Origin of the sequence: Mesorhizobium sp. M0701 (assembly GCF_040320365.1) — a bacterium.
Classification (GTDB): domain Bacteria; phylum Pseudomonadota; class Alphaproteobacteria; order Rhizobiales; family Rhizobiaceae; genus Mesorhizobium.
Window position 1 is genome coordinate 122,860 of the sequence record NZ_JAMYPO010000006.1, and the last position, 25,319, is coordinate 148,178.

The window sequence follows — 25,319 nt, forward strand, 5'->3', positions numbered from 1 at the left end:
GTCGCCGGGTCTTCCGGCATCCGATGTGAAAAAAGCGACTGGCAACTTCGTTTGAGTTTCGACTTTCAGCGCCAAGAAGATTGATGAAGACCTAACTTGCCCACGCATCGAGTTGATTGAGGACAGCAATGGCTGGATAGGATTTTCGGTTGGGATAAGCACGCCTGTAATAGGCATTCCAATAGCTTGTGGCCTTGCTGCGCATCGCACGCATTACGTCTCGGTTCTGTCGGACAAAACTGGCATAGGCTGAAGCGTCCAGATCAGGTACTGCGGCGTAGATGTCTTCGGCGATTTCGACGACATATTCGCCCAACAGCAGAACGACGAAGGCGATGCTCCAACTTTCATTCAGCGAAAGGATCACCCTGGCTGATCTCTGCCGCAAAAAGCCATCTGTCGATCGTGTCAGCAGACAATGCGACGGAAACGAAAAGCCGAGGTGATGCTCTCGCACGCTTGGTAGAAAATGTAACCGATCAGGAATATAGATGCCCGCTCCATCAGAAATGAGACGTCTGGACGGCGTCCGATAAGTGTCGTCGACAAAGGGCGCAGCTCGTCCTCCGCCACGGTGGCCAACGTGCTGACTGGGAAAGCTGACTTCGCAGCGCCCGAGAACGGCTTGCGTCGTGTGAAGTAATCCACGTTGTGCCTCTGACCAAAAGTTGAAAACGATCCGGCTTCATTTCGAAGTGCCTGCGCTTGCTCGACAAGCGATCCAAGCATTACAGGCGATGATCGGCAATCTGCTTGAAATCATAGCGCATGATCGGGCGGGCCGGCGTTCTGCGAGCGACGACCCTGAACCCGGCGCGCGCGAAGGTGGAGGCATATCCGCTGCCGGAAGCGCTCGGCGATACGTCCGCGTCGAAAGGATAGGCTTCGAGCGCAGGAGCATTTGCGCGCCTCGCGAGTTCCAGTGCCTCTGCTATCAGCTGGAATGTTACGCCCCGCCTGCGGTATCGTTTTCGCACGTACAGGCAGGACAAGGACCAGACCGGCGCATCATCCACACGCTTGAGCTGCCACAGCCGATCGAGCCAGGGCAGGGCATCTCGCGGCGTCACCCGGCACCACCCGACAGCCACATCGCCGTCGAAAGCAAGCAAACCCGGAGGCGGACCATGCTGGACGGCTTGCCGGAACGCTGCCTTGTTTTCCTCGCCGGGTCGCTTTCGATAAGAACTGCCGATCCGTCCGTACATACACCAACAGCGACTGCAGACGGCGCTGTCACCGAACAGGTCCTCGAGCGCCGGCCACAGATCGGGCGTTAATGGGCGAAAGCCAAGTTCCATGTCAGCCGTCATCCGCTACCTACCTTGCCCAGTCTAGCCTGAGCTACGCGTTAGTGCATCATAGGTTGCGGTCCATGCGGGTGATGTTCGAAACGGAGCCACTCAGCATCCCCGTCATGCACCAACTCAGCGCAGAAAACCGAGCACGGCCTCCATGAATTCGGCGGGGTACTCGACGTTCGACAAGTGAACCGCGGGCAGAACAACCAGTTTCGCGCCGGGCACCGTCGCCGCGATCAGCTCGCTATGGCTGGCGGCTGTCACAGTGTCGTGCCGGCCGGCGATCACCAGCGTTGGCCTGGAAATCAGCGCTATGGTTCGGCGAAGGTCCGCATCGCGAACCGCCGCGAACAAACCAGCCAAGCCTTGCCGGTCGATAGCCAGCAGCATGGCGCGAAATTCTTCGATGACGGGCCCGTTGGCCGCCAGCATTTTTTCAGGGAACCAGTTGCCCAGGAACATCTCGGCGATTTCGGACATATCCGGCGCCTGCAGCACGGCGGCAATCCGCTCGTCAAACTGCTTTGCCGGTCCGAGGTAGGATGAGGTGTTGCTCAGGATCAAGCGCTCGATCCGCTCGGGCGCGTGGATGCCGAGCCACTGCCCGACGAAGCCGCCCAACGACAGACCGAGGAAGTGTACGCGTTCAATGCCCAGGGTGTCGAGCAACTCGATCACGTCGCGGCCAAGCCGGTCGAGCGAATAAGCGCCGGCCGGAACGCTCGACCCTCCGTGGCCGCGAAAATCATAGCGCAGAACACGGAAATGGTTCGACAGCTCGTTGACCTGCATGTCCCACATCCGCAGTGTGGTGGCGATGGAATTCGACAGCATCAGCACGGGCTTCCCGGCGTCGCCGTCGATGCGGTAGGCGATGCGTGTGCCATCGCCGACGGTCACGAAATCCAGCTCATTCATGGTGAATACACCTTCCGGAGCGTTGAATGTGGCAAAGCCTAGCTGCGGCGCGCTTTTGATGATATTACAAAGATAGGACTATCTCTGTAATAAAAGCTGACATGGCCGAATTCACCCTGCACGACCTGCAATGCTTCGATGCCGTGGTCCGCTGCGGCGGCTTTCAGCCTGCGGCGGCCATGCTGCATCGCTCGCACCCGGCGGTGTTCGCAGCCGTTGCAAAGCTGGAGCGGCACCTCGATCTCGTTCTCCTGGATCGCAGCGGCTATCGCGTGCGCCCCACCGAGGCAGGGCTGTCGTTCCATCGCAGGGCACAATCGCTGCTGCGCGAGCTCGAGGGCTTGCGGCTTCATGCTGCTCAGCTGTCAATGGGCGAAGAAAGCGAGATCCATGTGGTGATCGGCGACCTTTGCCCGCGCCCGCAGGCATTGGGCATGCTCGGACGGTTCTTCGCCCAGTGTCCGGGCACACGCCTGCATCTGCACTTCGAGGCGGTGGGCGGCCCGTGGGAGCGCCTCTTCGATGACGAAGCCGATTTGATCCTGCACTGGATCGACAAGAGCGATCCGCGGGTGGAATGGATCGATCTGTGCAAGGTGCCCTTCGTCCCAGTAGTGGCGTCGGGCTTTCTGCCGGAGCGCATCAAGCACCCCATCACGCCGGATCAGATGCACGCGTTCACCCAATGTGTCATGCGCGACACGGCCCGCCATTCACCGCAACAAGACTACTTCATGATCGAGGGTGCGCCTCAATGCATGGTGGCCGATCAGGGCATGAAGAAGGAAATCATCCTGCAAGGCCTCGGATGGGGCCACATGCCCCGCTTCCTGATTGAGGAGGAACTGCGCGACGGACGCCTGCAATCCGTCGCCGGCCGTCATCTGCCAGGCCGCACCGAGGAGTTGGTGGTGGCGCGCCGCCGCGACCGGCCGCACGGGCCGATCTCGAACCGTCTGTGGGATTATATCGAGCAAGAGGCGCCGACGTTGCGCCGAGCGCTCGAACCCCGGCAACCTGTCCAGTAGGCGAAGCCAGGGCTCGGCGAGGCCGTTTAGCGGACGGCCGAACCAGCAGCCTTACCCGCTTAATTCGATTGCTGCATAAGCTGCAGCAGTGAACTGCATCCCATCGCTATTCCCGCTGTTTATGAGGCGGATTATTGATGTCGCAAGGAGTTGGCCATGAACCGCGCCGACCCCCGCCCAAGAGTGGTCCGAGCGGTCGGCATCCGCCCCGGCAGCGACGACGTAGTCTGGGACTAGCTTCATCTGCAATTCGAAGGACAAGACCATGAATATCGACCGTCGAACGTTCGGCATCGGCACCTTTAGTGCCGGTGCCCTGCTACTTTCCCCGATCAGCCTCTTTGGGAGCAACGCTGCGGCTATCGCCGCCCGGTCTCCGGCTTCGCTTGCGAGCGCCCACAGGTTCATGCTCGGCGACCTCGAGATCACAGCACTGAGCGACGGCTACCTCAATCTCGGCCTCGAACTCTTCCCTTCCGCAGATACGGCTGCCGCCGAAGCGCTGCTGGCAAAGGCATTCCTGCCAAAACCACTCCCGACCTCGGTCAATGCTTACCTTGTCACCAAAGGCGACAGACGGGTGCTGATCGATACCGGCACGGCATCGGCGATGGGGCCTATACTGGGACATATACCCGAGGCGCTCGCCGCCGCTGGCGTCAGGCCGGAAGAAATCGACACGGTAATCATCACCCACCTCCATCCCGACCATGCCAACGGCCTTGTCGGTATCGGCGGCAAGGCCGCCTTTCCGGCAGCGGAGGTCGTGGTTGCCGCGCCGGAATTCGCTTTCTGGCACGATGACGGGATCCTATCCAAGGCGCCCGACCAGATGAAGCCATACTTCGAAATAGCGCGCAAATCGCTGGTGCCTTACCATGGCAAGGTCCGGAAGATCGAAGGCGAAGTCGAGATCGCGCCCGGGATCAGGGCATTGCCTGCGCCCGGACACACGCCGGGGCATCTCGCGCTTCGAATTGGCTCTGGTGACGCCAACCTGCTGCTCTTCACTGACGTAATCCACGCCTCCGCGCTGCAATTTGCGCATCCGGAATGGGCAATCGCCTTCGACGTGGACCAGCAGGCCGCAATCGCCACACGCAAGAAGGTGCTCGACATGGTGTCGGCGGATGGCCTGCTCGTCGCAGGCATGCACCTGCCCTTTCCAGGCATCGGTCATGTTATTCGCGAGGGCAACGCCTATGCCTACGTCCCGACGCCCTGGCCCGCTTTGTGAAGCACGCCTATTGGTAAGCTTTCTTACCTCGGCCATGGAATGCAATCCTGCTGGTGCGCTCGTCTAGCTCCGCACAGCATCTTTTCAATACTGTCGACCGATAGCCGAACCTCAGGCCGCGACCTGTTCAGTGGCGCGTTGACCTGTCCGTGCCATGACGATACGGGATCGGGACAATCGGCTTCGAGAGGATTGGCCAAATGGTGCATTACGCGGACGGGCGGCCGATCGGCGATCTGACGCTGCGCACGCTGGCCATGCCTTCCGACGCCAATGCGGCAGGCGACATTTTTGGCGGCTGGGTGATGGCGCAGATGGATCTCGCCTGCGGCATCCGCGCCGCCGAGCGCGCCAAGGGCCGCGTGGTGACGGCGGCGGTGAAGGAAATGTCCTTCGCCAAGCCGATGAAGATCGGCGACACGCTGTGCATCTATACGCATGTCGAACGCGTCGGCCGCACCTCGATGACGCTCAAGGTCGAGGCCTGGGCGCAGCGCTATCTCTCCGACCTGATGGAGAAGGTCACCCATGCCGACTTCGTCATGGTGGCGCTGGACGGCGAAGGCAAGCCGAAGGCGGTTCCGGCCGAAGGCTGACCCGGCCTGATTCCAGAAGACGGATTTAAACAGCCGTCTCTCCCGCGCGGGGGATGCGGACAGCGATCCCGCGTGGTCTTTGGCTAACGGGTTCCCGCATGCGCGCCTGCAGCGCGACCGACGGGATCTTGGGAGGAAAGACAATGCGTCAACACATGCTGAACGCTGCCCTGGCGGGTGCCTTTGCAGCCTTGCTCTGCCTGTCGTCCGCAAGCGCTTTTGCCGAGGTCAAAAAAGGCGATCCAGGCGCCACCTGCACGTCGGAAAACCGCACCATCAACGGGCAGGCGGCCAAGTGCGAGATCTGCTCGGCGACGAAATGCGACACCAGCGGCACGACGGTGAGCAATTGCCGCAAGGAGACGACCACGACCTGCACAATTGGCGGCAGGGTGGTCAGTCCCAACCCGAAATGGAACCGGATCGAGAAGCTGCCGAAGAGCAAGATGCAGTTACAGCAGTAGCGCTCATCCGAGGCTCCCCGACAGGTTCAAACCCTTGCAGCGCAAGGGTTCAGCTGTGCATGGCGTCGAACTTCTCGCGCGCAGCCTTGACGCGCTGGGTGTTCTTGCGCGCCCATTCGCCGAGCGCATCGACCGGCACCAGCAGTTCGTAGCCAAGATCGGTCAATTCGTAGTCGACCCGCGGCGGGATGGTCGGGAACACGGTGCGGGTGACGAAGCCGTCGCGCTCGAGCCCGCGCAAGGTCGTGGTCAGCATCTTTTGCGAAATGCCGCCGACGGCGCTGCGCAACTCGTTGAAACGCAGCGGCCCGTTGCCAAGCTTGCCGACCACGAGCACCGTCCATTTGTCGCCGACGCGCTGCAGGATTTCCGAGATGGCGCGGCAGTCCTCGGTGCGGTGCGGGTGCCTTGGTAACAAAAAAGTGCCTCCTTGCACATTGAGCGGCCAGTTACTCATATAGCTCAGGTATCTAAACGATACCAGTATTCCCGTAAGGAGAGCCCCCTCTATGTCAAAACCCAAAATCGCCATCATCATTGGTTCAACCCGCGCGGCCCGCTTTGCCGACGTCCCGACCCAATGGATTGCCAAGATAGCCAAGTCGCACGCCGACATCGACGTTGAAGTCGTCGACCTGCGCGATTTCCCGCTGCCGTTCTTCGATGAGGTCGCATCCTCCGCCTGGGTGCCGTCGCAGAACGAAGTGGCGCAGCGCTGGCAAAAGAAGGTCGCCGGATTCGACGGCTTCATCTTCACCGCCGCGGAATACAATCATGGCCCGACGGCCGTGCTGAAGAACGCCATCGACTACGCCGCCAACGAGTGGAACAAGAAGCCGGCCGGCTTCGTCGGCTATGGCAGCGTCGGTGGCGCGCGCGCGGTCGAGCAGCTGAGGCTGCATGCGGTCGAGTTGCAGATGGCGCCGGTGAAGTCCGCCGTACACATCGCCTGGGCCGATTTCCTTGCCGTCAAGCAAGGCGACAAGAAGCTCGATGAGTTCGAGCACCTCAACCAGGCGGCAACCGCGCTGGTCAACGACATTGCATGGTGGGCCAGGGTGCTGAAGACGGCGCGTCAGGCCGATGCCGTCGCCGAGGAAGTCAAGGCGGCCTGAGCACAGGTTCGAGCAGTCCTCCCAAGGATTAATTCTCCCAAGCGTTGGGGCGGCGCACGCGCCGCCCCTTTTGTTCACACGGCATGGGCGTCCTGCGCTTGCCGTGGTCTGATGATGCAATCGGCAAGGCGGTCCATCTCATTCAGCTCGTCGGCGTGATGCTGGCCCCACTGGCAAAGTGCCAGCAGGATCGGCTCGAGGCTGAGGCCGAGCCGCGTCGCCGAATATTCGACGCGCGAAGGTATCTCGGCAAAGATCTCGCGGCGGACGAGGCCGTGCTCTTCCATTTCGCGAAGCTGCTGGATCAGCACTTTCTGGGTGATATCGGGCATCAGCGCCTGCAGCGCCGACAGCCGCCGGGGCGCGTCGAAGAGATGGTACAGGATGACCGCCTTCCAGCGGCCCGAAATCACTTTCAGCGCGCGCTCCGCCGGCAGCGTCGGCAGTCTCTTGATCAGCTTGGCCATGGTCACCTCCCGGTCAGCAGCGGACAAATCGGTGTGTAGTCGAAGCCAGGCAGATAGTGGCAAACAGCGGCCGATGCCAACAGCGATCGGTGCATGCGATGAGAGCCATTCAACTGAGCCGCTTCGGCGGGCCCGACGTTCTCGACGTAGTCGCGGTGCCGAAGCCTGAGCCGCAAGCCGGCGAGGTCTTGGTCCGCGTTCATGCGGCCGGGGTGAATTTCTTCGAAGTGCTGATGCGCGCGGATCGCTATGCGGTGACGCCGCAACTGCCGATGATCCCTGGCGTCGAGGCCGCCGGGATCGTGGAGGCGCTTGGGCAGGGGGTGGACGCTTCCTTGCTCGGCACGCGCGTCGCCGCGCCGTTGTTCGCCTCGAGCCGCCCGTTTGGCGGCTATGCCGAGTATGTGACGATCGACGCAAGCCTGGCCGTGCCCTTGCCGGATTCGCTCTCGTTCGAAAACGCGACGGCATTGATGGTGCAAGGACTGACGGCATTGTATCTATCGCGGCAAAGCCCGCCGGCCGGCAGATCGGTGCTGGTCGCCGCTGCCGCGGGCGGCGTCGGTTCGTTGCTCGTCCAGCTTGCCAAGCGCGCCGGCGCAAGCCGTGTCATCGCGGCAGCCGGCAGCAAGGCCAAGCTCGACCTTGCTTTGTCGCTGGGAGCCGATGCTGCCGTCGACTACAGCAACACGGATTGGCCGGTGCACGTCCGGGCAGCGACAGACGGCGCCGGCGTCGACATCATCTACGACATTGTCGGCGGCCCGCTGACGGCGGTTGCGCTGGAGGCTCTGGCACCTCGCGGAGAGTTGGTGTTTGCAGCACTTGGCAGATACGCGCTCGGCGCCCCGGAGATGGAGGCGATGATCGGCCGCAACCAGTCGCTGAAGGGTTTTGCCCTGCTGCCGTTGCTGTCTACGGACGGGCTCCGTGACGGCCTTTTGAAGCTTTTCGATCTGGCCGCTGGTGGTCAGCTTGTGGTGACCAAAGGTGGCCGCTTCCCGCTCGACCAGGCCAGCCACGCACATCGCCTGCTGGAGGACCGCGGCGCGACCGGCAAAGTCGTCTTGATACCTTAGTAGGTGCTCCGCAAGGATCCGGGATTGTGCCGTACAGGCCGTCAGCGAACCCGGTAGAACGGATTTGGCAGCAGGAACAGCTTCTCGGCATGCCCGCCGAACAGGTCGGATGGCTGGTCACCGACATTGGCAATTATCGTGTAGCCGGCCTTTTCGATTTCGGCCCTTATGGGTGCCTTGAAATCTGCGGCGGAGCCGTATTTGGCCCCAGGCTGGACCATGTAAAGGTGCTCGTAGCCGGCATAGCCGGCCGACTGCAGGTTCTGTTCGGTTGCCTGACGCTGGTCCTCCGGACGTCCGGTGATGAAGAACACCGCGACTTTCGCCGTTCGCGCCTGCCGGAAAACCTCCAGCACGGCGTCGATGGCCGGATCCTTCGCAAGCTGATCCCAGGCGGCCCAGCCACAGGGACCATCGATTGCGATGTCGCAGGGGCCGCCGATCGGGCGGCCGAAATTGTCACGTGTGATCACTTCCCAGTTGGCCAAAGCCGTCTCGTCGATATCGAGCACCAGTGCGGGGCGAGGCACCTCCATTGCGCGCTTGATGACCCAGTCGCCTGCCTGCTTCGCCACAGCGGCAAGGTCGCGGTCATAGTCGCCGGAATCATGATAATTGGCAGCCGCCAGCATCGCATCGCCGACATTGGCTGGCTGGGACGGGCTTGTGAGAAGGAGCGAGTCGGAACGTGCCGGCGCAGGAACATTTGTGCCAATCATCAGCACGATTGCCCCGGCACGCGCAATTCTATTCCAACCAATCGCCCGCATCACGAGACTTTGCTGTCACGAGAAGTCGGCTGTCAAGCGAGGTCTTCCAAAGGTAGTGTCTCAGTTTGAAATTTGAAATATGCGAAAGCGCCTATCCCGGTTTGCTCGCCTAGGCGAAACCGCCTATGTGCTCAGCGGAAAGCATGGAAGGCACCCAATGTCAGATCCGATTCAGTTGCTACCATTCGCCTTGTTGACAGTCCTCACAGCAATCCCCGCGTGGGTGCTGTTTGGGCGACTAAGAATGTCTCGGGCGTGGGTGCTTCTCTCTGTGGTCCCGTTGGGAATGATAATCATTCTCTGGGTCGTCGCGTATAAGCGCTGGCCAATTCAGGAGGCAGCAATTGCCCACCGGACCTAAAGGCCAGAAGCGCCCCGCCGATGTGATCGGCAACGCCGTCCGCGTCATGCGCATGCAAGACTCCTGCGAGGAAGTCGTGCTTCGGTGGCCAGGCACGCCGCCACCGCCTGACTACGATGGACCGTCGTCTTAATTTCAAACTGAGACACTACCCTTCCACAGGTCCTCGAGACCGCGACGCTGAATTGGACATTCCAGATGCCGAATGTCTCTATGGGTTGCTGCACGCTACACGATTTCCGCCGTCGCGGTCTTTGCCTCCAAACAGGTGACGCACCGCCGGAACCGCCGGTCGAAATGCGTCACCCGAAAATCATGGCCGTCACGCGCTTTGCCGTGCCCTACGCCGCCTGAACGATCTCGACCAGTTCAACGTCGAACACGAGATCGCGCCCGGCCAACCGATGATTGCCGTCGAGCTTGACGCTGGTGTCGTCCACGCCGACGACTGTTACCGGCATCGGGCGCCCTTCCGGGGTTCTGACCTGCAGTCGAGCGCCGATATCGACATTGATGTTGTCTGGTACGCGGGCGCGGTCGACGGTCATGACCGCTTCGGGGCGGTGGGGGCCATAGGCGGCGTCGGCGGGAATGGTGACGGTGCTTTTCGCGCCCACCTCCATACCCTCGACATGGGTTTCGAGACCGGCGATCACTTGTCCTTCACCCAACGTGAATTGCAGCGGTTCGTTGCCGGAAGAATCGAACTGAGTGCCGTCAGCCAGGCGGCCATTGTAATTGATGCGCACGGTGTCGCCATTCTTGGCCTGTGTCATGATAGCCATCCTTTGAAAGTTTCGAGGGGCCGGCCAGAGCTCACGGTCCCGTCCTCGATCATCCACACACTTAGGTGCGCGGCGCGAAACGCTAAAACTAGGGACCTGGCTGCCGATGTAAACCCCGATTGCGCGACGCCGGCATGACCCGCCGGCGTTCGTCGCCTTCGGCAGCAGTGCACCGGTCTAGCAGTCATGCCGGCTCAGCCCATCCAGGCGGCGTGCAAATGGCGGCTAGATCAGGTTATGGCCGCCATCGATGCGGATCGTCTCGCCGGTCGTGAAGTCGCTTTCCATGAGGTAGAGGTAGGCGGCGGCGACGTCCGCAGCGGTCGGAATTTTTCTCGATGGCAACCGGGCAGCCATGTCGGCAAAGAAGCTGGATTTGGCTTCTCCAACAATGTCCCACATCGGTGTATCGACCCATCCGGGCGACACGACATTGACGCGCGTCGGGGCCAGTTCGAGCGCCAGGGCGCGGGCGAAGTAGCTGAATGAACCGGCAATCGCGGAGACGACCGAGCCTCCCGGCACCGGCGGCCGATCCTTATTTATTCCCGAGGTGAAGGTCATCGAGCCGCCGGCTTTCAGGGTGCGCACAGCATGCTTGGAGAGCATGACAGCGCCAATCAGCTTGTTATCGACGAAGCCTCGCACAGCCTCCATGTCGGTACTGCCGATCGGATCGCCGGGCGGCAGTGTTCCGGCGGTCGATACGAGGTGATCGAAGGGACCGACCTCGTCGAACAGGCGAGCGACGTCCGCTTCGTCGGTCATGTCGGCGACCACGCTGGTCACGCGGCCCGCATTGAGCGTCCGTTCGGCAGCCAGCAGTTTCTCGGGCGAGCGTCCGACGATCACGACCTTCGCTCCGCCGTTGAGAGCAGCTTCCGCGACGCCGAGACCGATGCCGGAACTACCGCCGACGACGATGACTTTCCTGTCCACGAGCGATGTCATGAGGGTTCTCCGTTCGTTGCGATTGCGGTGAGGGTCAGGCCTTGCCGGCATAGGCGGCTTCGAGGTCGGCGATGATGATCTTGCGCATCCCGTACATCGCCTGCCGGACGCGGTTGGCCTTTTCGCGATCCGGATCGGCACTGAGCCGCGGCAGGATTTCCGGGATGACCTGCCAGTAGACGCCGTATCTGTCGGTGAGCCAGCCGCAGGGTTGTGCCTTGCCGCCGCCGGCGGTGAGCGCCTCATAGTAGTAGTCGGTCTCGGCCTGGTCCCTGGTCTCGATGTAAAGCGAGAGCCGCTCGTTGAAGGGCGGCTGCGGCCCGGCATTGAGCGCAGTAAGGTGCAGTCCTTCGAGCTCGAAATCGAAGGTGGCATGCGGGACCGTCTTGTTGGTTCCGGACACCCAGTCGGTGTATTCGATGGTCTGGAGCGCTTTGCTGTTCTTGAAGACCGAGAGATAGAAATCGCGGGCTTGCTCCGCGTCGGTGTTGAACCAGAGGAATGGGTGGATGGTGGCCATGTCCGTTCTCCATTAATTCCTTGCGACAGCGATCTTTGGCGAAGAGCCTGTCCGCTGTTGCTTTCGTTCAGGCTAGCGGTGGTCCGACGGCCGATAGACCGAACCGTCCCAGTCGCGGGCAAACCCGAGGTCTTCGAGCCGGCGGGTCGAGAAGCGTGCAATCTGCCGCCCGGTCCGGCGCCGGCTGCTCGAGGCGAAAATGCGGCCGGCCATGCCGGTCAGGACGTCGACGATGGGTTCAACTCGTTTGGCGTTCATGGTGCTCTCCCAGAGTGGCGGCAGTTTTGGTTTCAGCAGTTGCCCCGCGACTTTCGTCAGCGAGAGTATCAGTCACATCAAACTCGCCTTTTGCAGCGGCGGTGAATGACTGATTACGCGAGCAAACATGCCGGCTTCTGGCCTGGACGACAAACGACTTATCGGCGACAATCTATGAGCATCACTCACACGTACAGGTATCGATCCATGCCCCGGAAGCTGCCTCCCCTCACCACTTTGCCAAGTTTCGAGGCCGCGGCGCGCCTGTTGAGTTTCTCCAAGGCGGCAGAGGAACTTCATGTCACCCACGGTGCGATCAGCCGGGCGATCAAGAATCTTGAGGATCAGCTCGGTGTGCAGCTGTTCGAGCGCGGTACGCGTTCGGTGAGTCTGACAGCCGTTGGCGAGCCCTATGCGCGGGCGGTGCGCGAGGCGCTCGCCCAGTTGGCCACCGCCACCGCGGCAGCAACAGCCCGCTATTCGAGCTCGACATTGAACGTCAGCACCTCCGATGGCTTCGCGGGCAGATGGCTGGTGCCGCGCCTCTATCGCTTTCACCGTGCGCATGGCGACGTCGATGTGCGGGTTTCGACAAGCGGGAAGCTGACCAACTTCCTCGGCGACGGCATCGATGTCGCCGTCCGTTATGGCAACGGAAACTATCCGGGGCTCACGTCAGAGTTCCTCACCGGCGAGGAGGTGTTTCCAGTGTGCAGCCCAAAGCTTCTTGAGGGTGCACATCCGCTCCGCACGCCTCAGGACCTCAAACACCACACGCTGATCCGCGACAGCTTTCCGATCGACTGGGCGACCTGGCTAGCAAGCGCCGGGGTCGAGGGCGTGGACCCGCAGAGCGGGATTACCTTCGACTCTGCCACCTTTGCCATGGAGTCGGCCGCACAAGGCGAGGGGGTGGTGCTCGGCCGGACCATGCTCGTTGCGGCCGACCTTGCCGCCGGGCGACTCGTCCGCCCCTTCGGCCACGCCCTGAAATCCCCCTCCAGCTTCTATTTCGTCTACCCGCCAGAGGCGATCCGTCAGCGCAAAGTCAAGGCTTTTCGGGATTGGCTGCTCTCAGAAGTCACGCCGCAAATGGACTGACGGGAAGGCCGAGAGAACAGGATCGTCTATATCGCGCAGTCACCATCGGCCCGCCCGAAACGCGGTGACGATCCAGGCACGCGAGTTGAAAAGCACACCGTCCGCGGTCAAATGCGCGTCGAGCAGATCGCGCAACCGCCGCAGCGCCGCGTCGACATCCACATCCGCGCGGGCGAGCGGATCCTTGACCAGTTGCAGGCCAAGCAAAGCGTCATAGGCCGCATCGACATCCTGGCCGTAGAAGACCGGCTCATGCACTTCGGCAAAGTCGACCGAAACAAAACCGGATGCACGCAAGATTTCCGCGGTGATGGCGGGGTCGCCAAGCGAAAACGGGGTGGCGGCGCCCCTCGATATGGCGGTCCCCGGCGCAATTGCCCGCTGAATGGCAGTTGCCCATTCGTTACGGTCCTGGCATTGCCATACCATCCACACAAGACGTGCCCCTGGTCGCATCGCCCGGGCGATATTGGCGAACGCCGCCGCCGGATCGGCAAAGAACATCACTCCAAATCGACTAATGCACAGATCGAAGCGGGCAGGCGGAAATACCAGCAATTGCGCATCGCCGCGCTCAAAGGCGACGTTTCGCAATCCCTCTTTCGCGCTACACTTCCGGGCGATCTCGAGCATCTGCGCCGATACGTCCACGCCGAGCACGCTGCCTTCCACCGCGACACGGGCAGCATCACGAGAGGATTGTCCCGAACCGCATCCGATATCGAGCACGCGATCGCGCGTTCCCACCTTGACCGCAGCCCTGAAGACCTCGTTGTGCCGTCGCAGTTCGGCGTCGTAAAACGCAGCGCAGTTCAGCACCATCGCACGCCTGCCTGGAGATGATAGGCCGGCAGCATTTCCGGCCGCTCTGCCCTGATCTTTTCGCGTCGGGCCACCCCCGAACTGTCAGCCGCGCCGCGCCGCCTCGATCGCTGCAACGTCGATTTTCTTCATCTCCATCATCGCCTCGAATGCGCGCTTTGCTTCATCGCCGCCGGCGGCCATCGCTTCGGTCAGCACGCGCGGCGTGATTTGCCAGGAGATGCCCCATTTGTCCTTGCACCAGCCGCAGGCACTTTCCTGGCCGCCATTGCCGACGATGGCGTTCCAATAGCGGTCGGTCTCCTGCTGATCGTCGGTGGCGATCTGGAAGGAGAAGGCTTCGTTGTGTTTAAACGCGGGCCCGCCATTGAGGCCGAGACAGGGGATGCCGGCGACCGTGAACTCGACCGTCAGCACGTCGCCTGCCTTGCCGGACGGGTAGTCGCTGGGAGCGCGGTGGACGGATTTCACCGAACTGTCGGGAAAAATCTCGGAATAGAAGCGGGCCGCAGCCTCGGCGTCCTTGTCGTACCAAAGGCAGATCGTGTTCTTGGCGATTGTCATTGCTGGTCCCTTTGCTTTCGAAATCAATCTGGGCTTTTGAAATCAACCCGGGTTTTTCACAGCTGGCCTCGGCGTTGCACCGGACATGGAAATGCGCTCGTGCCATCGACGTTCCGACAGCAGCAGCTGCCCGGAATAAGGTACCACGGCTGGTGCTTTCAGGACCAGATGCGGGCAGTGACTCGAACCGGCGATCGTCCGCCTGGTCCGACTGGCGGCCTCACTCTTTGCGTAGGGCAGCGCCGCTTTGCTCAAGGTCGCGCTGGCTTTCCGTTGGCGCGCCGTTGCCTCAGAAGGCGCATGAGCAAGTTCCGTCTGTCCTTGCGCGGGACGAGTTCGATATCGCTGACAAGTTTTGCCCCGCCCTTGTGCCGCTCCAATGTGATCTTGCGGCTATGGAAGGCCTCCAGCTCGGCGCGGTGCGCTACGCTTATGATGGTGACCTTCGGCAATTCGCGAATAATCATCTCCATCATCTTGTCCTGGCTCTTCTCATCGAGTGCCGACGTTGCCTCGTCCAGCACGATGATATCGGGGCGGTGCAGCAGAAGACGCGCGAAGGCGAGGCGCTGCTTTTCGCCACCCGACAAGATCTGGTCCCATGGCGCGTCCTCCTCGATCCGGTCGTTGAGGTAGTCGAGTCCCACCTTGTCGAGGGCAGCCTTGATCTTATCCAGCGTCCAGTTGTCGGCGGCGCCTGGATAGGCGACAGCGCGGCGAAGCGTCCCGGTCGGGATGTAGGGCCGTTGCGGCAACATAAACAACCGTCTGTCGGCGCGGATGTTGACGCTGCCGCTACCCCATGGCCACAGACCCGCGACGGCCCGCACCAGCGTACTCTTGCCCGAGCCGGATTCGCCGGCGACGAGCACCCGCTCGCCTGGTTCGATCACGACCTCGGTTTCCTTGACCACGGCGGTGCCGTCGTCGAGCGACACGGAGAGATTGTTCAGGCTGAGCATCGCATCGCCGCCGGTCTCGCCGCGCTTTATGCGTCCCAGCGTGTTGCTCTGTTCCGCCCGCTCGAGCCCGTCGAGCGACATCATCAGCGAGGCGATGCGCCGTGCACAGGCGTTCCAATCGGCGAGACGGGGATAGTTGTCGACCAGCCATCCGAACGCGCCCTGCACGATGGCAAAGGCCGAGGCAGCCTGCATGACCTGTCCAAGTGTCATGCTGCCTTCGAGGAACTTTGGAGCGCAAAGCAAGACCGGCACGACAGGCGCAAGCAGGCTCGACCCCTGAGACACCAGCGCCGTGCGCATGTGCTGACCTGCAAGGAGCGCCCATTGCCTGAGCACATGGGCAAATGTCTTGTCCACGCCGCTGCGCTCCTCCTCCTCGCCGCCGAGCAATGCGATGCTCTCGCCGTTTTCCCGCACGCGCGTCAGCGTGTAGCGGAACTCGGCTTCCGCCTGATTTTTTCCCTCGGAGAGGTGGACGAAATGGCGGCCAATGACCGCCATCGAAGTGGACGTGATCGCGGAATAGAGCACTGCGGTGATGACCAGGAAGCCGGGAACGGTGACGGTCGAACCTGCAATCGTCAGGGTCAGGGCGCCGCCGATCGTCCAGAGCACCACGATGAAGGTCGAGGCCGACAGAAATGCGACGATGACACCGGCGATGAAATCGACGGGCGATTCGGTGGCAATCCGCAAATCCTCGGCGATGCGGGCTTCGGGGTTGCTATGATCGCCGCCGACGAGGTTCAGCTGATAGTAGCGGCCGCTTGCGAGCCAGCGCGCGATGACCGCGGTGGTGAGCCAGGAACGCCAGCGGCGCTGTATCCTCATGCGAAAAAAGACTTGTGCCACCACAAGGCTGGCGCTTCCGAGCACGAGTGGCACGAAAACGGCGCTCAGCCAATATACGGTGTGGGCATTGCGTTGCTCAATGGCGTCGAAAATTGCGCGATTCCAGACATTGATCCCATACTGGAAGCCGACATTGGTGACGATCAGACCCAACAGCCCGATCGTCAACGGCCAGGCGACCTTGTCGCCACTGCCGCCCCAGTAACCGCGCGCGCTGATCCAGAAGCGCTTGAGCAGGTATCTCTTGCGCGCCCGCTCGGCCTCTTCAGGTGTCAGCTCAGGATCGGGTTCGGTGACATCCGGCGGCGCGGGCTCGCCGACGACCTCGGACGCGACTTCGACAGGCGATTGTTTCTCGTGGCGCGACTTCTCGGCATCGCGCGATTGGGCGCCGTCAACCGATTTCAGCTTAAATTTAGCCTCGGGCATCCGGCGATAACGGCTTAAAAATCAGAAGGTTTCATAGCGTCCGCTCGAGATCCCAGATGCCAACAACGCCAAGGCTTCTCAGCTGTTCCGGTGCTCGCAGCAGCCTATGGTCGTTCTCGATGACAGGCTTTGATCGTTGCGGGGCAGACCGCCGAGCGTCGGCTGCGGGTCAGTCTGCAACAAAGCATCACCTGCTGCGATCTCGACAATTCGCTTCAGGCTCTCAAGATTTGTCCGCATGCTGCATTCGAAGAGGCTGGACGCAAGCGGCGCGAGAAGTGCCATCGGCCGAGTCAACAGGATCGAGGAGGAGAGGTCATCTCGATTGCGATTGCGAGCATCTGCTGCCCAGCCGGACCGCGCCAGCCCCGAATTCCGGAACAAGGGTGCGATTTTGCCGTTGAGCCAGAAACCGGAAGCGACCCGCATGTCCGAATTGCCGAATGAAGAGATCGAAGGGCGGCTGAACGCCCAGCGCGAGACTCTGGCGCTGGTCGTTGCGCTGCTTGCCAGCAAGGATACGGCACCCGAGCGAATATGGGCCGAACTGGAGGCCCGTTTTCAGTTTCAGAACAGTCAGGAGGACCCTGGCGTCCTGCCAAGCCGCGCATTCGCCATCGAAGCTGCGAAGATGCGGGAGTTCAAGCTGATCGCCGAAGAGGCGCAGGCGCGCAATGCGGAATGGAACGGCAGGGACAAGCCACAGGGCGCCAGCTGAAACCCCGGAGAGTGGATGCAGGACCGGCTATGACTGAGCAAGCGTCAGCTTTGCTGCAAAAGTGTACGTGCCAACTCTTGCCATTCCTCGTCAAGCGTTAAGGTCGACGGCGCCGCGTTGCTGCGGCGATACCAATATTCCGCATTCGACTGGTCGCCTTCCTTGCGGTGGAGATAGGCATGCACGTGCATGCCCGCCGTATCGTCGCGCTGCTGCGCGCACTCGTGCGCCTTAGCCCAATCGCCCTTTGCATCCCACCACAGCCCCTGCAGGGCAGGGCTCAAGCCGGCTGGCGGCTGTGGTTTTGCAATCGAATCCCTGAAGGCTTGCAGATCCATTTTTCCACCTCGGTAACATGCAGAGCGCCGATAATACCCGCACCGGCAGCCGACCGAAAGCGTGCTTTGGGCGGGATGACCGGAATGGGGGGACGTCCGATAACCGCGCGGCCGGAGGCTTGATTCGATGACGTGCATGAAATAGTGCGCGCCACGACACCATGATGCCTGAGACAACGAGGATGAGTAGCGAGCCGATGACAGCCTCAGACAAGCCGCGCCAATTCTACCACGGCACCCGGGCCGACCTTAAACCGGGAGACCTGATCGAAGCCGGTTACAGCTCCAATTACGGGGCGCGAAAGCAGGCAGCCTGGGTCAATCTAACCGGCACTCTGGATGCGGCTATCTGGGGTGCAGAACTGGCCGCCGGTGACGGACGCGAAAGGATCTACATCGTGGAACCAACCGGCCCGATCATGGACGACCCCAATCTTACGGACAAGAAATTTCCCGGCAATCCGACGCAGTCCTATCGCACCCGCGAGCCGCTCAGGATCACCGGCGAGGTCACCGAGTGGCAGGGCCACTCGCCCGAGCGGCTGAAAGAGATGAAGGACCATCTCGAACGGCTGAAGGCACAAGGCATCGAGGCAATCGATTGATCGCTGAGTCCTGCGATTGCCAAGCTTGGCTCTGACCTACGGTCGGCGGCAGTCCCCGCGAAATACGGCTCCACGTCCGCAATGGGTCCGCGAGTTGTCGTTGCTTGCAGGGCTGGAGAGCGGATGCTCCTTTTCATCTCGTCGCGAACGTGATGATCTCTGGGCTCGAAGGGCCAAGTGGTCTGCCGTCAAAGCCGCCGAATTGCTGTTCGATCCGTAGCCCCGCGTTCCCCAGCAGGCTCGATAAGGCGTCCGTCTCGAGGAATCGCAAGGTGCTGCGACTAACTTGCGGAAGGCTCGGATGCTTTCCGCCGAACCTGTGGGTGAATGTCACCGTCTGTCCATCGAACGGCGTGATCACCTCTGTTGTGATCTGCACCAGCGACCCGTCAGGCAGCTCAACGACCACCGCATTTTCGGGTGTCCAGTGCTCCCACGCCCGCACCGAAGGGTTCCGCGTTTCGAACGCGAAGCATCCGCCTGGCACAAGGGCGTGTCGGACAGCCGCCATGAAATCCCTCAGGTCTTCGTCGCTGACAAGGGCCTGGAATGCGTGCCCCGTCATCACAATGAGATCAAACTCGGCTGTCCAGCCGGCCGATTGGAGATCGCCGAGAACCCATTCGATATCCGCGCGCGTTCGTGCGCGATCCAACACGCCGGGTGCTGGGTCGATGCCGCAGAGCCGCCCTGAATGTCCGGCCAGGCGTGCCTCGTGAAGGAGGGTGCCCGCTCCACATCCGACGTCAAGCACCGCGTCTGCTGTTAGAATGCGGGGCAGGTAGAAATCATAGTCGTCGCGCGCAGATCTCGGGTGCCAGGCATCGTAGACGGCAGCGAGATATGGGTCGGCGAAAAGGTGGTCGACCATAGGCGGTATTCCCAATCAACTTTGACTGTGCGAGCGGTGTCGCCGCGAGCATATAGCCCATAAATCGCGTCGATCGTTACCGCACCACCTCGCGGTGGCGGCCGGGCAGGCGGGTGGCGATGAGCTTGTCGATGCGGCGGCCGTCGAGGTCGACGACCTCGAAGCGCCAGCCTTGCGCGTCGACACATTCGCCGGTCGCCGGCAGATGGTGCAAATGCGACAGCACATAGCCGGCGACGGTTTCGTAATCGCGGCTCTCAGGTAGGTCGATGCCGAGGACCTCTGCCATCTCGTCGGCCTGCATATAGCCGGCGAGCAGCCATGAGCCGTCCTCGCGCTTGACCGCGTTTTCCTCGTCGCCGGCATCGAGGTCGGAACGGAAGACGCCGGTGATCGCTTCCAGAATGTCGGCCGGGGTGACGATGCCTTCGAAATGGCCGTATTCGTCATGCACCAGCGCCATCGGCACGTCCGATTCCTTCAGCGTCGCAAGCACGTCCAGCGCGTCGGCCTGGTCATGCACGATTGGCGCGGCGCGCACGTGCCGGCGCGGGTCGAGAGCGCGGCCGCCGAGCATTGCGGCCAGCACGTCGCGGGTCTGGACGACGCCGATCATGGCGTCGACGCCGCCGTCGCCGGCCGGCAGGCGCGAATGCTGGGTGTCCATCAGCAGCTTCCTGATGGCCGCCTCATCGGCTTGCAGATTGATCCAGTCGACCTCGGTGCGCGGCGTCATCACCGCGCGCACGGCACGGTCGCCGAGCCGCATGACGCCGGCGATCATCCGCCGTTCGTCGGATTCGATGGTGCCGTGGTGCTCGGCTTCGGCGACCAGCATCTTGATCTCCTCGTCGGTGACCTTATCCTCGCTCTGACCGCGCTGGCCAAGCAGCCACAGGAGGGCGCGGCCGGAAAAATCGAGCAGGAAGACCAGCGGCGCCGAGACGCTGGCGAGGATGGTCATTGCCGGCGCGACCCTGACGGCTACCCGTTCGGGGTCGCGCAATGCGATCTGCTTGGGCACCAGTTCGCCGATGATCAGCGAGCCATAGGTGATGAGGGCGACGACGATGCCGACGCCGAGCGGATCGGCGAGGCTTTCGCGGATGCCGGCCGACGCCAGGGAGGTGGCCAGCCGCTCGCCGAGCGTGGCGCCGGAAAAGGCACCGGACAAGACGCCGACCAAAGTGATGCCGATCTGCACCGAGGACAGGAATTTTCCCGGATTGGCGCCGAGCGCCAGGGCCCGGCCGGCGCCCTTGACGTTGCGGTCGATCATCGTCTTGAGGCGCGCCGGCCGCGACGAGACGATGGCGAGTTCGGACATCGACAGAAGGCCGTTCACGCAGATGAGGACGACCACGATGGCAATTTCAGCATAAAGCATGCCGGGTCCATAGCATTGCCGCGCGGTTTTCGAAAATAGGACGGTCGCGCTTTTTAAATTTAGCGAGCCGGGCAATCAGGCGGCACCCATGCCGCATCCCAGGGCGGCGCGGAAAAATGCTCGATCAGGGCGTCGACGACGACGCGCACCTTTGGCGCGAGATTGCGTGTTACCGGCCAGATGGCATGCACCAAGGTGTTTTCGACAAGACAGTCCGACAGAACCATTTCGAGCTCGCCGCGCCTGATGCTGTCGGCCGTCAGCCATGTCGGCAGGTAGACGATGCCGCAGCCGGCCAGTACCGCATCGAGCATCGGTTCGCCGTGGCCGAGCACCAGCCGCGCCTTGGGCACGAATTTTTCGAGACGGCCGTCGACATGCCTGACGGTCCAGGGATGGACCGTGCCGTCGCGGCCGTAGCCGATGAGGCTGTGCCTGGCCAGGTCCTCCATCGATTGCGGCCTGCCATGGGCGTCGAGATAGGCGGGGGCGGCGCAGATGGCCGAACGTTGGGCATAGATGCGGCGCGCGGCGATCGACAAGCTGTCGTCGAGGTCGCCCATGCGCACCGCCAGGTCGATGCCTTCCTCGATCAGGTCGACGCGCCGGTCGTTGAACGAGATTTCCATCGTCAGGTCCGGGAATTTTTTGGAAATGTCGAACAGAACCGGGGCGACGCACCGCCGGCCGAAGGCCAAAGGCAGGTCGACGCGCAGCCGCCCGGAAGGCACCTGCTTGCGCGAAGCCAGCAGTGACTGCGCGGCTTCGATCTCGGCCAGTGCCCTGACGCAGGCTTCGTAATAGCTCAGGCCCTCGCTGGTCGGGCTGAGGCTGCGGGTGGTGCGGTTGAGCAGGCGGACGCCCAATCGCTGTTCCAGCTGCGCGATCGACTTGCCGACCGCCGATTTGGTGACATGCAGCCGTGCGCCAGCGCCGGTGAAGCTGCCGGCCTCCACCGCGTGAACGAATGCGACGATGCCTTGCAAATTGGCCGATTCCAATGAAGCGCTCCTATTGTAGAGTTTTGCTCCTTAATCTGTTGCAGAACATGCCACATGGAAGCACTTTTCTCCATAGTGAAACGGCGTAAATGTCTCGCGCAATCATCAACCACGGAGCGCGAACCAAATGAGCACCGAAAACAGATCCTGGCAGATGAACGGTTTCGGCCTGTCCAGGTTGAAGCCGGCTGGTGGAAAGCTGCCCCAACCCGGGCCGCATGATCTTCTGGTACGCGTCACAGCGGTATCGCTGAATTACAAGGACAGGATGATCGTCGATGGCGTGTTGATACCGGACCTCAGCTTTCCGTTCGTGCCGACATCGGACGCGGTAGGCGAAGTAGTCGCCACCGGCAGCGAAGTCAGCCGCTTCGGCATCGGGCAGCGCGTGCTCGGCCAGGTGATCGCCGACTGGCCGGACGGCGACGCCCCGCCGGTGCTGCACAAGCATACGCTTGGTTCGTCACTGCCCGGCATGCTGTCCGAGCATGTGCTTTTTCATGAGGATGCCGCCGTGGCGGCGCCGCCGTCGCTCAGCGACGTCGAGGCATCGACGCTGCCGATTGCGGCGCTGACGGCGTGGTTCGCGCTGGTCGAGGCGGCCAAGCCGATCCCGGGCGAAACCGTTCTCATCCAGGGCACCGGCGGTGTGTCGCTGTTTGCGCTGCAGTTCGCCGCCGCCTTCGGCCTGCGCGCCATCGTCACCTCGAGCAGCGACGAGAAGCTCGAACGGGCGAAGGCGCTCGGCGCCTGGCAAGGGATAAACTATCGCAGCCCGACGGCGTGGGACGAGGCCGCGCGCGAGCTGACAAACGGGGCCGGCGTCAGCCATGTGCTGGAAATGGTCGGCGGCGACAATGCGCGGCGTTCGCTCAATGCGCTGGGCGCCGACGGCCGGCTGTCGCTCATCGGCCTTCTCGGCAGCATGGAGCTCAGTTTCCCGATCATTCCGTTCCTGCGCAACCGGATCGTCGTACAAGGCATATCGATCGGCCACCGCCGCGCTTTCGAGCGAATGAACCAGGCGATCGAGACGCTTGCCATCAAGCCGGTGATCGACAAGGTGTTTGGCTTCGACGAGGTGCCGCAGGCATTTGAGCGTCTGGAGACAGGACCGTTCGGCAAGATCGTGATCACCGTGCCCTGAACCCGTCGGGACGAAATGGCTGTCAGACGGGAAGGCCGATTGCGCGCCTACGGCAGTTGCAGCAGGACCCCGATGATGGCCTTGCCGTCGGTGAAATAGGGATCGCCTTCGCCGTTGCGCCCGGTCTTCGTGGCGCCGACGCCTGGTATCTCGCTGGTCGAGATCAGCATGCCGGCGGCGGAGAGGTCGCGCATCAGCCCGTCGCGCTCGGCGTCGATGTCGGGGCCGATATGATGGGTGATCGCGCCGGTGTCATGGCTGAGGCCGACGCCGCGGTCAAAGCTTGCAGAGCCAAGCCAAAGCGGCCGGCCGTCGTCTCCGGTCGCATCGGTCTGCCAGAAGCGGACGTGGTGGCGCCGATCGGCGCTGTCGCCGACCGGCTTTTCGAAGGCTAGGTCCTGGGCGCGGCCTTCGAACAGCAGCCGGCTGACCGGCGCGTCGGGATAGGGGCGGTTAAACAGCACGCTTTCGCCGATCTCGATCGCCGTCTTCAGCGTGATCGCGTCTGCCGTATCCCAGCCGGCGACGGCAAAAGCATGGACAAGCTCCTTCTTCATGCCGACCAGGCCGACATTGATCGGATCGCCCGGAATGCCTTGCGGCGTGTGCGTCACCATCTCGAATTGCTGATTGCGAAAATTGCGGTCCCGTAACGTCCAGAACTCAGGCGCGGCGAAATAGGCGAGCGAAAGATAAGCGGCACAGCATGCCACCAGCCAGGTCGTTGCACGTCGTCGAAGGCTTCGTTGGCTCAAGAGGCACCACCCAAGCGTCTGCGCACCATCTTAACCGGCGCAGCAAGTCTTGGGCAGGGGCTGCAATCAGCGGCAGGCGCGATAGCCGTTCTTGCGGTTCTTGATGTCGAAATGGAAATGGTTGCGGTGGTCGTAGTTGTAGCCGGGGCCGAGCACGGTGGTGAAATACTGGCAGCCATCGGCGCGGACATTGTTGAGGAAGCCGCGCGTGCGGAAGGCGAACAGGCCGGGCTTGCGGACGTCGATGTCGTCGCCATTGTTAAGCTCGATGCTCATCACGTCGAGCGCATTGCCCTTGCCGTGTTCCGACAAAACACCTTCGCCGGCAATCCTGCGGCAGGAATAGCTCGAGCCCTGGTGGATGGTCTTGACGCCTGAGAAATAGCGCCAGCGGGCCGACGGCACGAGTTCGTTCCTGGTCCAGCCGGCAAAGGTGGCGGCCATGTCGCAGGTCAGCGTCGCGGCCGGCTTCATCTCGACACTGCCGATGGCCGAGACCTTGACCGGATAGTCGATGCCGCACTGGCCTTCATGGATCGGTGCAACGTCGGTGTAGACGACGCCGAGGCGTTTCAGCTCCTTTCGGCAATCGATCTCTGTGGCCGGCATCTGTTCGGCCGGCGACATCGGGTTGTCCAGGCGCGGATAGGCGGCCGTCATAAAGGGATTGGACGGGACGAGGCGCTGCATACCCGAATATTGCGGCCCGGAATCTTGCGCGCCGGAATATTGCGGGTCGGAATTGGGCGGGACGGCAGCGGTCTGGCTGCCGACATCGACGGCCGGCTGCAGCGACAGCACGCTGCCGGTATTGCAGGCGGAGACCCCCGCAATGGCAAGCAGGGCGGCAAGCCTGCCGGCTATGCGCGCGCATTCTGTGTGCCGCACAGCGGCAAGCGCAGCGCGAAATAGCCCGGCCATCGGAAGGGTTCCTGTCCCTAGATGGCACAGACTCTAAACCTGAAGAGTAAAGGAAAAATCAGCGGCGCCGTTCACGCCTGCGGCCAAATTGCGGCGCCCCCATAGGCAAGGTCATTGGCAAAACGTGCCGCCATTGCGGCGCGGTTCGAGATCGAAGTGGAGATGCAGCGAATGATCGGCATCGCTGCCGGGGCCAAGCACGGTCTTGAACGGCCCGCAGGCCGCCTTGCGCACTGTATCCAGGAATTTCGCGTCCTTTTCCGGCGGCGCGGGGCCGACATCGATCTCCTTCCCGTCCGAAAGCTTGAAGCTGGCGATATCGAGCGCGTTGCCGAAGGCGTGCTCCGACAATTTGCCGCCGCCATTGCGCGACCGGCAGACAAAGGCGGAGGCCTGGCCGATCGATTTAATATCCGCGCCGAACTCGGCCTTTGCGGCAGGCTGGATGACCGAAGCAGCAAAGCGTGCGGCCGCTTCCGCCATCTGGCAATTCAGCTCGGGCTCCGGGCCGATGGCGATGGATTTGCCGAGCGTCCTCAGCACGATCGGGTAGGGGATCGAGCAACCGACCGCCGTATCATGCTCGGGCTTGCGCTCCTCGAAATCGACGCCCATTGATTTCAGCCGCCTGCGGCAGGCCAATTCCTCGGCCGGCATTTCTTTCCCGGCAATGGCGGCCGATCGAGGATCAGGAAGGATTTTTTGCTCCGCCTTCTCGTCTGCCTCGGCCGGGATTGGTGGCGCGCCTGGTGGGCTTGCCGGCGGCTCAGCCCGTGCCGGCTTTTCGGGCGGCTGCGGTGCAATCGCCGGCGGCTCCGGAGCATCCTCCGGGCGCGGTTCGGGGACCGGGATCTCGGTTGGTGGGGGCGGAGTGACTTGCTGGTTGAGCTGCGGAACCGGTGCAGTTTGCGGTAGGTCGGGTGCCTTGGCTAAAACGGGTCCCGCCAGCGGCGTAGCCGCAACGGCCAGCAGCAATCTGCCCAATCTGAAAAA

At 62.3% G+C, this 25,319-nt stretch carries 31 protein-coding genes; 10 read left to right on the plus strand and 21 right to left on the minus strand.

Annotated elements, in window-relative coordinates:
* Nucleotides 1–91 precede the first annotated feature (91 nt).
* The 3 genes from NKI24_RS08400 to NKI24_RS08410 form a co-directional block, all read right to left on the minus strand.
* Complete coding sequence (locus NKI24_RS08400) at nucleotides 92–367, minus strand: hypothetical protein (RefSeq protein WP_352744422.1); 276 nt, start codon at nucleotides 365–367, stop codon at nucleotides 92–94.
* A 361-nt stretch (nucleotides 368–728) separates the two neighbouring features.
* Nucleotides 729–1,313, minus strand: coding sequence for a GNAT family N-acetyltransferase (locus NKI24_RS08405; RefSeq protein WP_352744425.1), 585 nt, complete (start codon nucleotides 1,311–1,313; stop codon nucleotides 729–731).
* 114 nt (nucleotides 1,314–1,427) lie between these two features.
* Complete coding sequence (locus NKI24_RS08410) at nucleotides 1,428–2,219, minus strand: alpha/beta fold hydrolase (RefSeq protein WP_352744428.1); 792 nt, start codon at nucleotides 2,217–2,219, stop codon at nucleotides 1,428–1,430.
* Nucleotides 2,220–2,320: 101 nt separating this feature from the next.
* Between NKI24_RS08410 and NKI24_RS08415 the strand changes: the two genes are divergently transcribed.
* From NKI24_RS08415 to NKI24_RS08430, 4 genes are all read left to right on the plus strand, one after another.
* Nucleotides 2,321–3,247 (plus strand): LysR family transcriptional regulator, encoded by a 927-nt coding sequence (locus tag NKI24_RS08415; protein WP_352450469.1) that lies wholly within the window; start codon nucleotides 2,321–2,323, stop codon nucleotides 3,245–3,247.
* Between the two features lie 265 nt (nucleotides 3,248–3,512).
* Nucleotides 3,513–4,484, plus strand: coding sequence for an MBL fold metallo-hydrolase (locus tag NKI24_RS08420; protein WP_352450468.1), 972 nt, complete (start codon nucleotides 3,513–3,515; stop codon nucleotides 4,482–4,484).
* 200 nt (nucleotides 4,485–4,684) lie between these two features.
* On the plus strand, nucleotides 4,685–5,080 hold the full coding sequence (locus NKI24_RS08425; RefSeq protein WP_023678380.1) for an acyl-CoA thioesterase: 396 nt from the start codon (nucleotides 4,685–4,687) through the stop codon (nucleotides 5,078–5,080).
* 143 nt (nucleotides 5,081–5,223) lie between these two features.
* Nucleotides 5,224–5,544, plus strand: a complete 321-nt coding sequence (locus NKI24_RS08430) for a hypothetical protein (protein WP_352450467.1) — start codon at nucleotides 5,224–5,226, stop codon at nucleotides 5,542–5,544.
* 49 nt (nucleotides 5,545–5,593) lie between these two features.
* Here the strand turns inward: NKI24_RS08430 and NKI24_RS08435 are convergent, their stop codons facing one another.
* Nucleotides 5,594–5,962 carry a winged helix-turn-helix transcriptional regulator gene (locus NKI24_RS08435; protein WP_352450465.1) on the minus strand — a complete coding sequence of 123 codons (369 nt, stop codon included), beginning with the start codon at nucleotides 5,960–5,962 and terminating at the stop codon, nucleotides 5,594–5,596.
* Nucleotides 5,963–6,053: 91 nt separating this feature from the next.
* Here NKI24_RS08435 and NKI24_RS08440 point away from each other — a divergent pair, with 91 nt between their 5' ends.
* Nucleotides 6,054–6,659, plus strand: a complete 606-nt coding sequence (locus NKI24_RS08440) for an NADPH-dependent FMN reductase (RefSeq protein ID WP_023678377.1) — start codon at nucleotides 6,054–6,056, stop codon at nucleotides 6,657–6,659.
* Between the two features lie 74 nt (nucleotides 6,660–6,733).
* Here NKI24_RS08440 and NKI24_RS08445 read toward each other — a convergent pair whose 3' ends face one another.
* On the minus strand, nucleotides 6,734–7,126 hold the full coding sequence (locus tag NKI24_RS08445) for a winged helix-turn-helix transcriptional regulator (protein WP_352683518.1): 393 nt from the start codon (nucleotides 7,124–7,126) through the stop codon (nucleotides 6,734–6,736).
* A gap of 98 nt (nucleotides 7,127–7,224) precedes the next feature.
* On the opposite strand from NKI24_RS08445, the gene NKI24_RS08450 reads away from it, so the two are divergent.
* Nucleotides 7,225–8,205, plus strand: a complete 981-nt coding sequence (locus tag NKI24_RS08450) for a quinone oxidoreductase family protein (protein ID WP_352744433.1) — start codon at nucleotides 7,225–7,227, stop codon at nucleotides 8,203–8,205.
* A 41-nt stretch (nucleotides 8,206–8,246) separates the two neighbouring features.
* Here the strand turns inward: NKI24_RS08450 and NKI24_RS08455 are convergent, their stop codons facing one another.
* The 5 genes from NKI24_RS08455 to NKI24_RS08475 all read right to left on the minus strand — a co-directional run bounded on the left by NKI24_RS08455 (nucleotide 8,247) and on the right by NKI24_RS08475 (nucleotide 11,850).
* Complete coding sequence (locus tag NKI24_RS08455; RefSeq protein ID WP_352744436.1) at nucleotides 8,247–8,837, minus strand: HAD family acid phosphatase; 591 nt, start codon at nucleotides 8,835–8,837, stop codon at nucleotides 8,247–8,249.
* A gap of 840 nt (nucleotides 8,838–9,677) precedes the next feature.
* Nucleotides 9,678–10,112 (minus strand): FKBP-type peptidyl-prolyl cis-trans isomerase, encoded by a 435-nt coding sequence (locus tag NKI24_RS08460; protein WP_352744439.1) that lies wholly within the window; start codon nucleotides 10,110–10,112, stop codon nucleotides 9,678–9,680.
* 234 nt (nucleotides 10,113–10,346) lie between these two features.
* Entirely contained in the window at nucleotides 10,347–11,072 is a 726-nt protein-coding gene (locus tag NKI24_RS08465) for an SDR family oxidoreductase (RefSeq protein ID WP_352586823.1), read from the minus strand.
* 34 nt (nucleotides 11,073–11,106) lie between these two features.
* Entirely contained in the window at nucleotides 11,107–11,592 is a 486-nt protein-coding gene (locus NKI24_RS08470) for a VOC family protein (protein ID WP_352450460.1), read from the minus strand.
* 72 nt (nucleotides 11,593–11,664) lie between these two features.
* Entirely contained in the window at nucleotides 11,665–11,850 is a 186-nt protein-coding gene (locus NKI24_RS08475; RefSeq protein ID WP_352450459.1) for a DUF1127 domain-containing protein, read from the minus strand.
* 207 nt (nucleotides 11,851–12,057) lie between these two features.
* Between NKI24_RS08475 and gcvA the strand changes: the two genes are divergently transcribed.
* A complete protein-coding gene (gene gcvA, locus NKI24_RS08480) occupies nucleotides 12,058–12,951 on the plus strand; it encodes a transcriptional regulator GcvA (protein ID WP_352450458.1) in 894 nt (297 codons plus the stop codon).
* 39 nt (nucleotides 12,952–12,990) lie between these two features.
* On the opposite strand, the gene NKI24_RS08485 is transcribed toward gcvA, so the two are convergent.
* From NKI24_RS08485 to NKI24_RS08500, 4 genes are all read right to left on the minus strand, one after another.
* Nucleotides 12,991–13,773 carry a class I SAM-dependent methyltransferase gene (locus NKI24_RS08485; RefSeq protein WP_352450457.1) on the minus strand — a complete coding sequence of 261 codons (783 nt, stop codon included), beginning with the start codon at nucleotides 13,771–13,773 and terminating at the stop codon, nucleotides 12,991–12,993.
* A gap of 84 nt (nucleotides 13,774–13,857) precedes the next feature.
* A complete protein-coding gene (locus tag NKI24_RS08490; protein ID WP_352450557.1) occupies nucleotides 13,858–14,331 on the minus strand; it encodes a VOC family protein in 474 nt (157 codons plus the stop codon).
* Nucleotides 14,332–14,588: 257 nt separating this feature from the next.
* Nucleotides 14,589–16,583 carry an ABC transporter ATP-binding protein/permease gene (locus tag NKI24_RS08495; protein ID WP_352744443.1) on the minus strand — a complete coding sequence of 665 codons (1,995 nt, stop codon included), beginning with the start codon at nucleotides 16,581–16,583 and terminating at the stop codon, nucleotides 14,589–14,591.
* 78 nt (nucleotides 16,584–16,661) lie between these two features.
* The gene (locus tag NKI24_RS08500; RefSeq protein ID WP_352450455.1) at nucleotides 16,662–17,012 is read right to left on the minus strand and encodes a hypothetical protein; all 351 of its coding nucleotides are present in this window, start codon (nucleotides 17,010–17,012) and stop codon (nucleotides 16,662–16,664) included.
* Here NKI24_RS08500 and NKI24_RS08505 point away from each other — a divergent pair.
* The gene (locus NKI24_RS08505) at nucleotides 17,011–17,301 is read left to right on the plus strand and encodes a hypothetical protein (protein WP_352450454.1); all 291 of its coding nucleotides are present in this window, start codon (nucleotides 17,011–17,013) and stop codon (nucleotides 17,299–17,301) included. The two genes, NKI24_RS08500 and NKI24_RS08505, sit on opposite strands and share 2 nt — an antisense overlap.
* A gap of 44 nt (nucleotides 17,302–17,345) precedes the next feature.
* On the opposite strand, the gene NKI24_RS08510 is transcribed toward NKI24_RS08505, so the two are convergent.
* Entirely contained in the window at nucleotides 17,346–17,639 is a 294-nt protein-coding gene (locus tag NKI24_RS08510) for a hypothetical protein (RefSeq protein ID WP_352645009.1), read from the minus strand.
* Nucleotides 17,640–17,836: 197 nt separating this feature from the next.
* Here NKI24_RS08510 and arr point away from each other — a divergent pair, with 197 nt between their 5' ends.
* Nucleotides 17,837–18,244, plus strand: coding sequence for an NAD(+)--rifampin ADP-ribosyltransferase (gene arr, locus NKI24_RS08515; protein ID WP_502901437.1), 408 nt, complete (start codon nucleotides 17,837–17,839; stop codon nucleotides 18,242–18,244).
* 133 nt (nucleotides 18,245–18,377) lie between these two features.
* On the opposite strand, the gene NKI24_RS08520 is transcribed toward arr, so the two are convergent.
* The 3 genes from NKI24_RS08520 to NKI24_RS08530 all read right to left on the minus strand — a co-directional run bounded on the left by NKI24_RS08520 (nucleotide 18,378) and on the right by NKI24_RS08530 (nucleotide 21,503).
* Nucleotides 18,378–19,115: a class I SAM-dependent DNA methyltransferase gene (locus tag NKI24_RS08520; RefSeq protein ID WP_352744451.1), complete on the minus strand. Its 738-nt coding sequence runs from the start codon at nucleotides 19,113–19,115 to the stop codon at nucleotides 18,378–18,380.
* A 76-nt stretch (nucleotides 19,116–19,191) separates the two neighbouring features.
* Nucleotides 19,192–20,502 (minus strand): hemolysin family protein, encoded by a 1,311-nt coding sequence (locus tag NKI24_RS08525; protein ID WP_352744454.1) that lies wholly within the window; start codon nucleotides 20,500–20,502, stop codon nucleotides 19,192–19,194.
* A gap of 59 nt (nucleotides 20,503–20,561) precedes the next feature.
* The gene (locus tag NKI24_RS08530; RefSeq protein ID WP_352744457.1) at nucleotides 20,562–21,503 is read right to left on the minus strand and encodes a LysR family transcriptional regulator; all 942 of its coding nucleotides are present in this window, start codon (nucleotides 21,501–21,503) and stop codon (nucleotides 20,562–20,564) included.
* A gap of 127 nt (nucleotides 21,504–21,630) precedes the next feature.
* On the opposite strand from NKI24_RS08530, the gene NKI24_RS08535 reads away from it, so the two are divergent.
* Nucleotides 21,631–22,650: a zinc-dependent alcohol dehydrogenase family protein gene (locus tag NKI24_RS08535; RefSeq protein WP_352744460.1), complete on the plus strand. Its 1,020-nt coding sequence runs from the start codon at nucleotides 21,631–21,633 to the stop codon at nucleotides 22,648–22,650.
* Nucleotides 22,651–22,697: 47 nt separating this feature from the next.
* On the opposite strand, the gene NKI24_RS08540 is transcribed toward NKI24_RS08535, so the two are convergent.
* The 3 genes from NKI24_RS08540 to NKI24_RS08550 all read right to left on the minus strand — a co-directional run bounded on the left by NKI24_RS08540 (nucleotide 22,698) and on the right by NKI24_RS08550 (nucleotide 25,310).
* Complete coding sequence (locus NKI24_RS08540) at nucleotides 22,698–23,405, minus strand: LssY C-terminal domain-containing protein (protein WP_352705314.1); 708 nt, start codon at nucleotides 23,403–23,405, stop codon at nucleotides 22,698–22,700.
* Nucleotides 23,406–23,471: 66 nt separating this feature from the next.
* Nucleotides 23,472–24,326 (minus strand): extensin-like domain-containing protein, encoded by an 855-nt coding sequence (locus tag NKI24_RS08545; RefSeq protein ID WP_352697615.1) that lies wholly within the window; start codon nucleotides 24,324–24,326, stop codon nucleotides 23,472–23,474.
* Between the two features lie 111 nt (nucleotides 24,327–24,437).
* Nucleotides 24,438–25,310, minus strand: a complete 873-nt coding sequence (locus NKI24_RS08550) for an extensin-like domain-containing protein (RefSeq protein WP_502900816.1) — start codon at nucleotides 25,308–25,310, stop codon at nucleotides 24,438–24,440.
* Nucleotides 25,311–25,319: the final 9 nt, after the last annotated feature.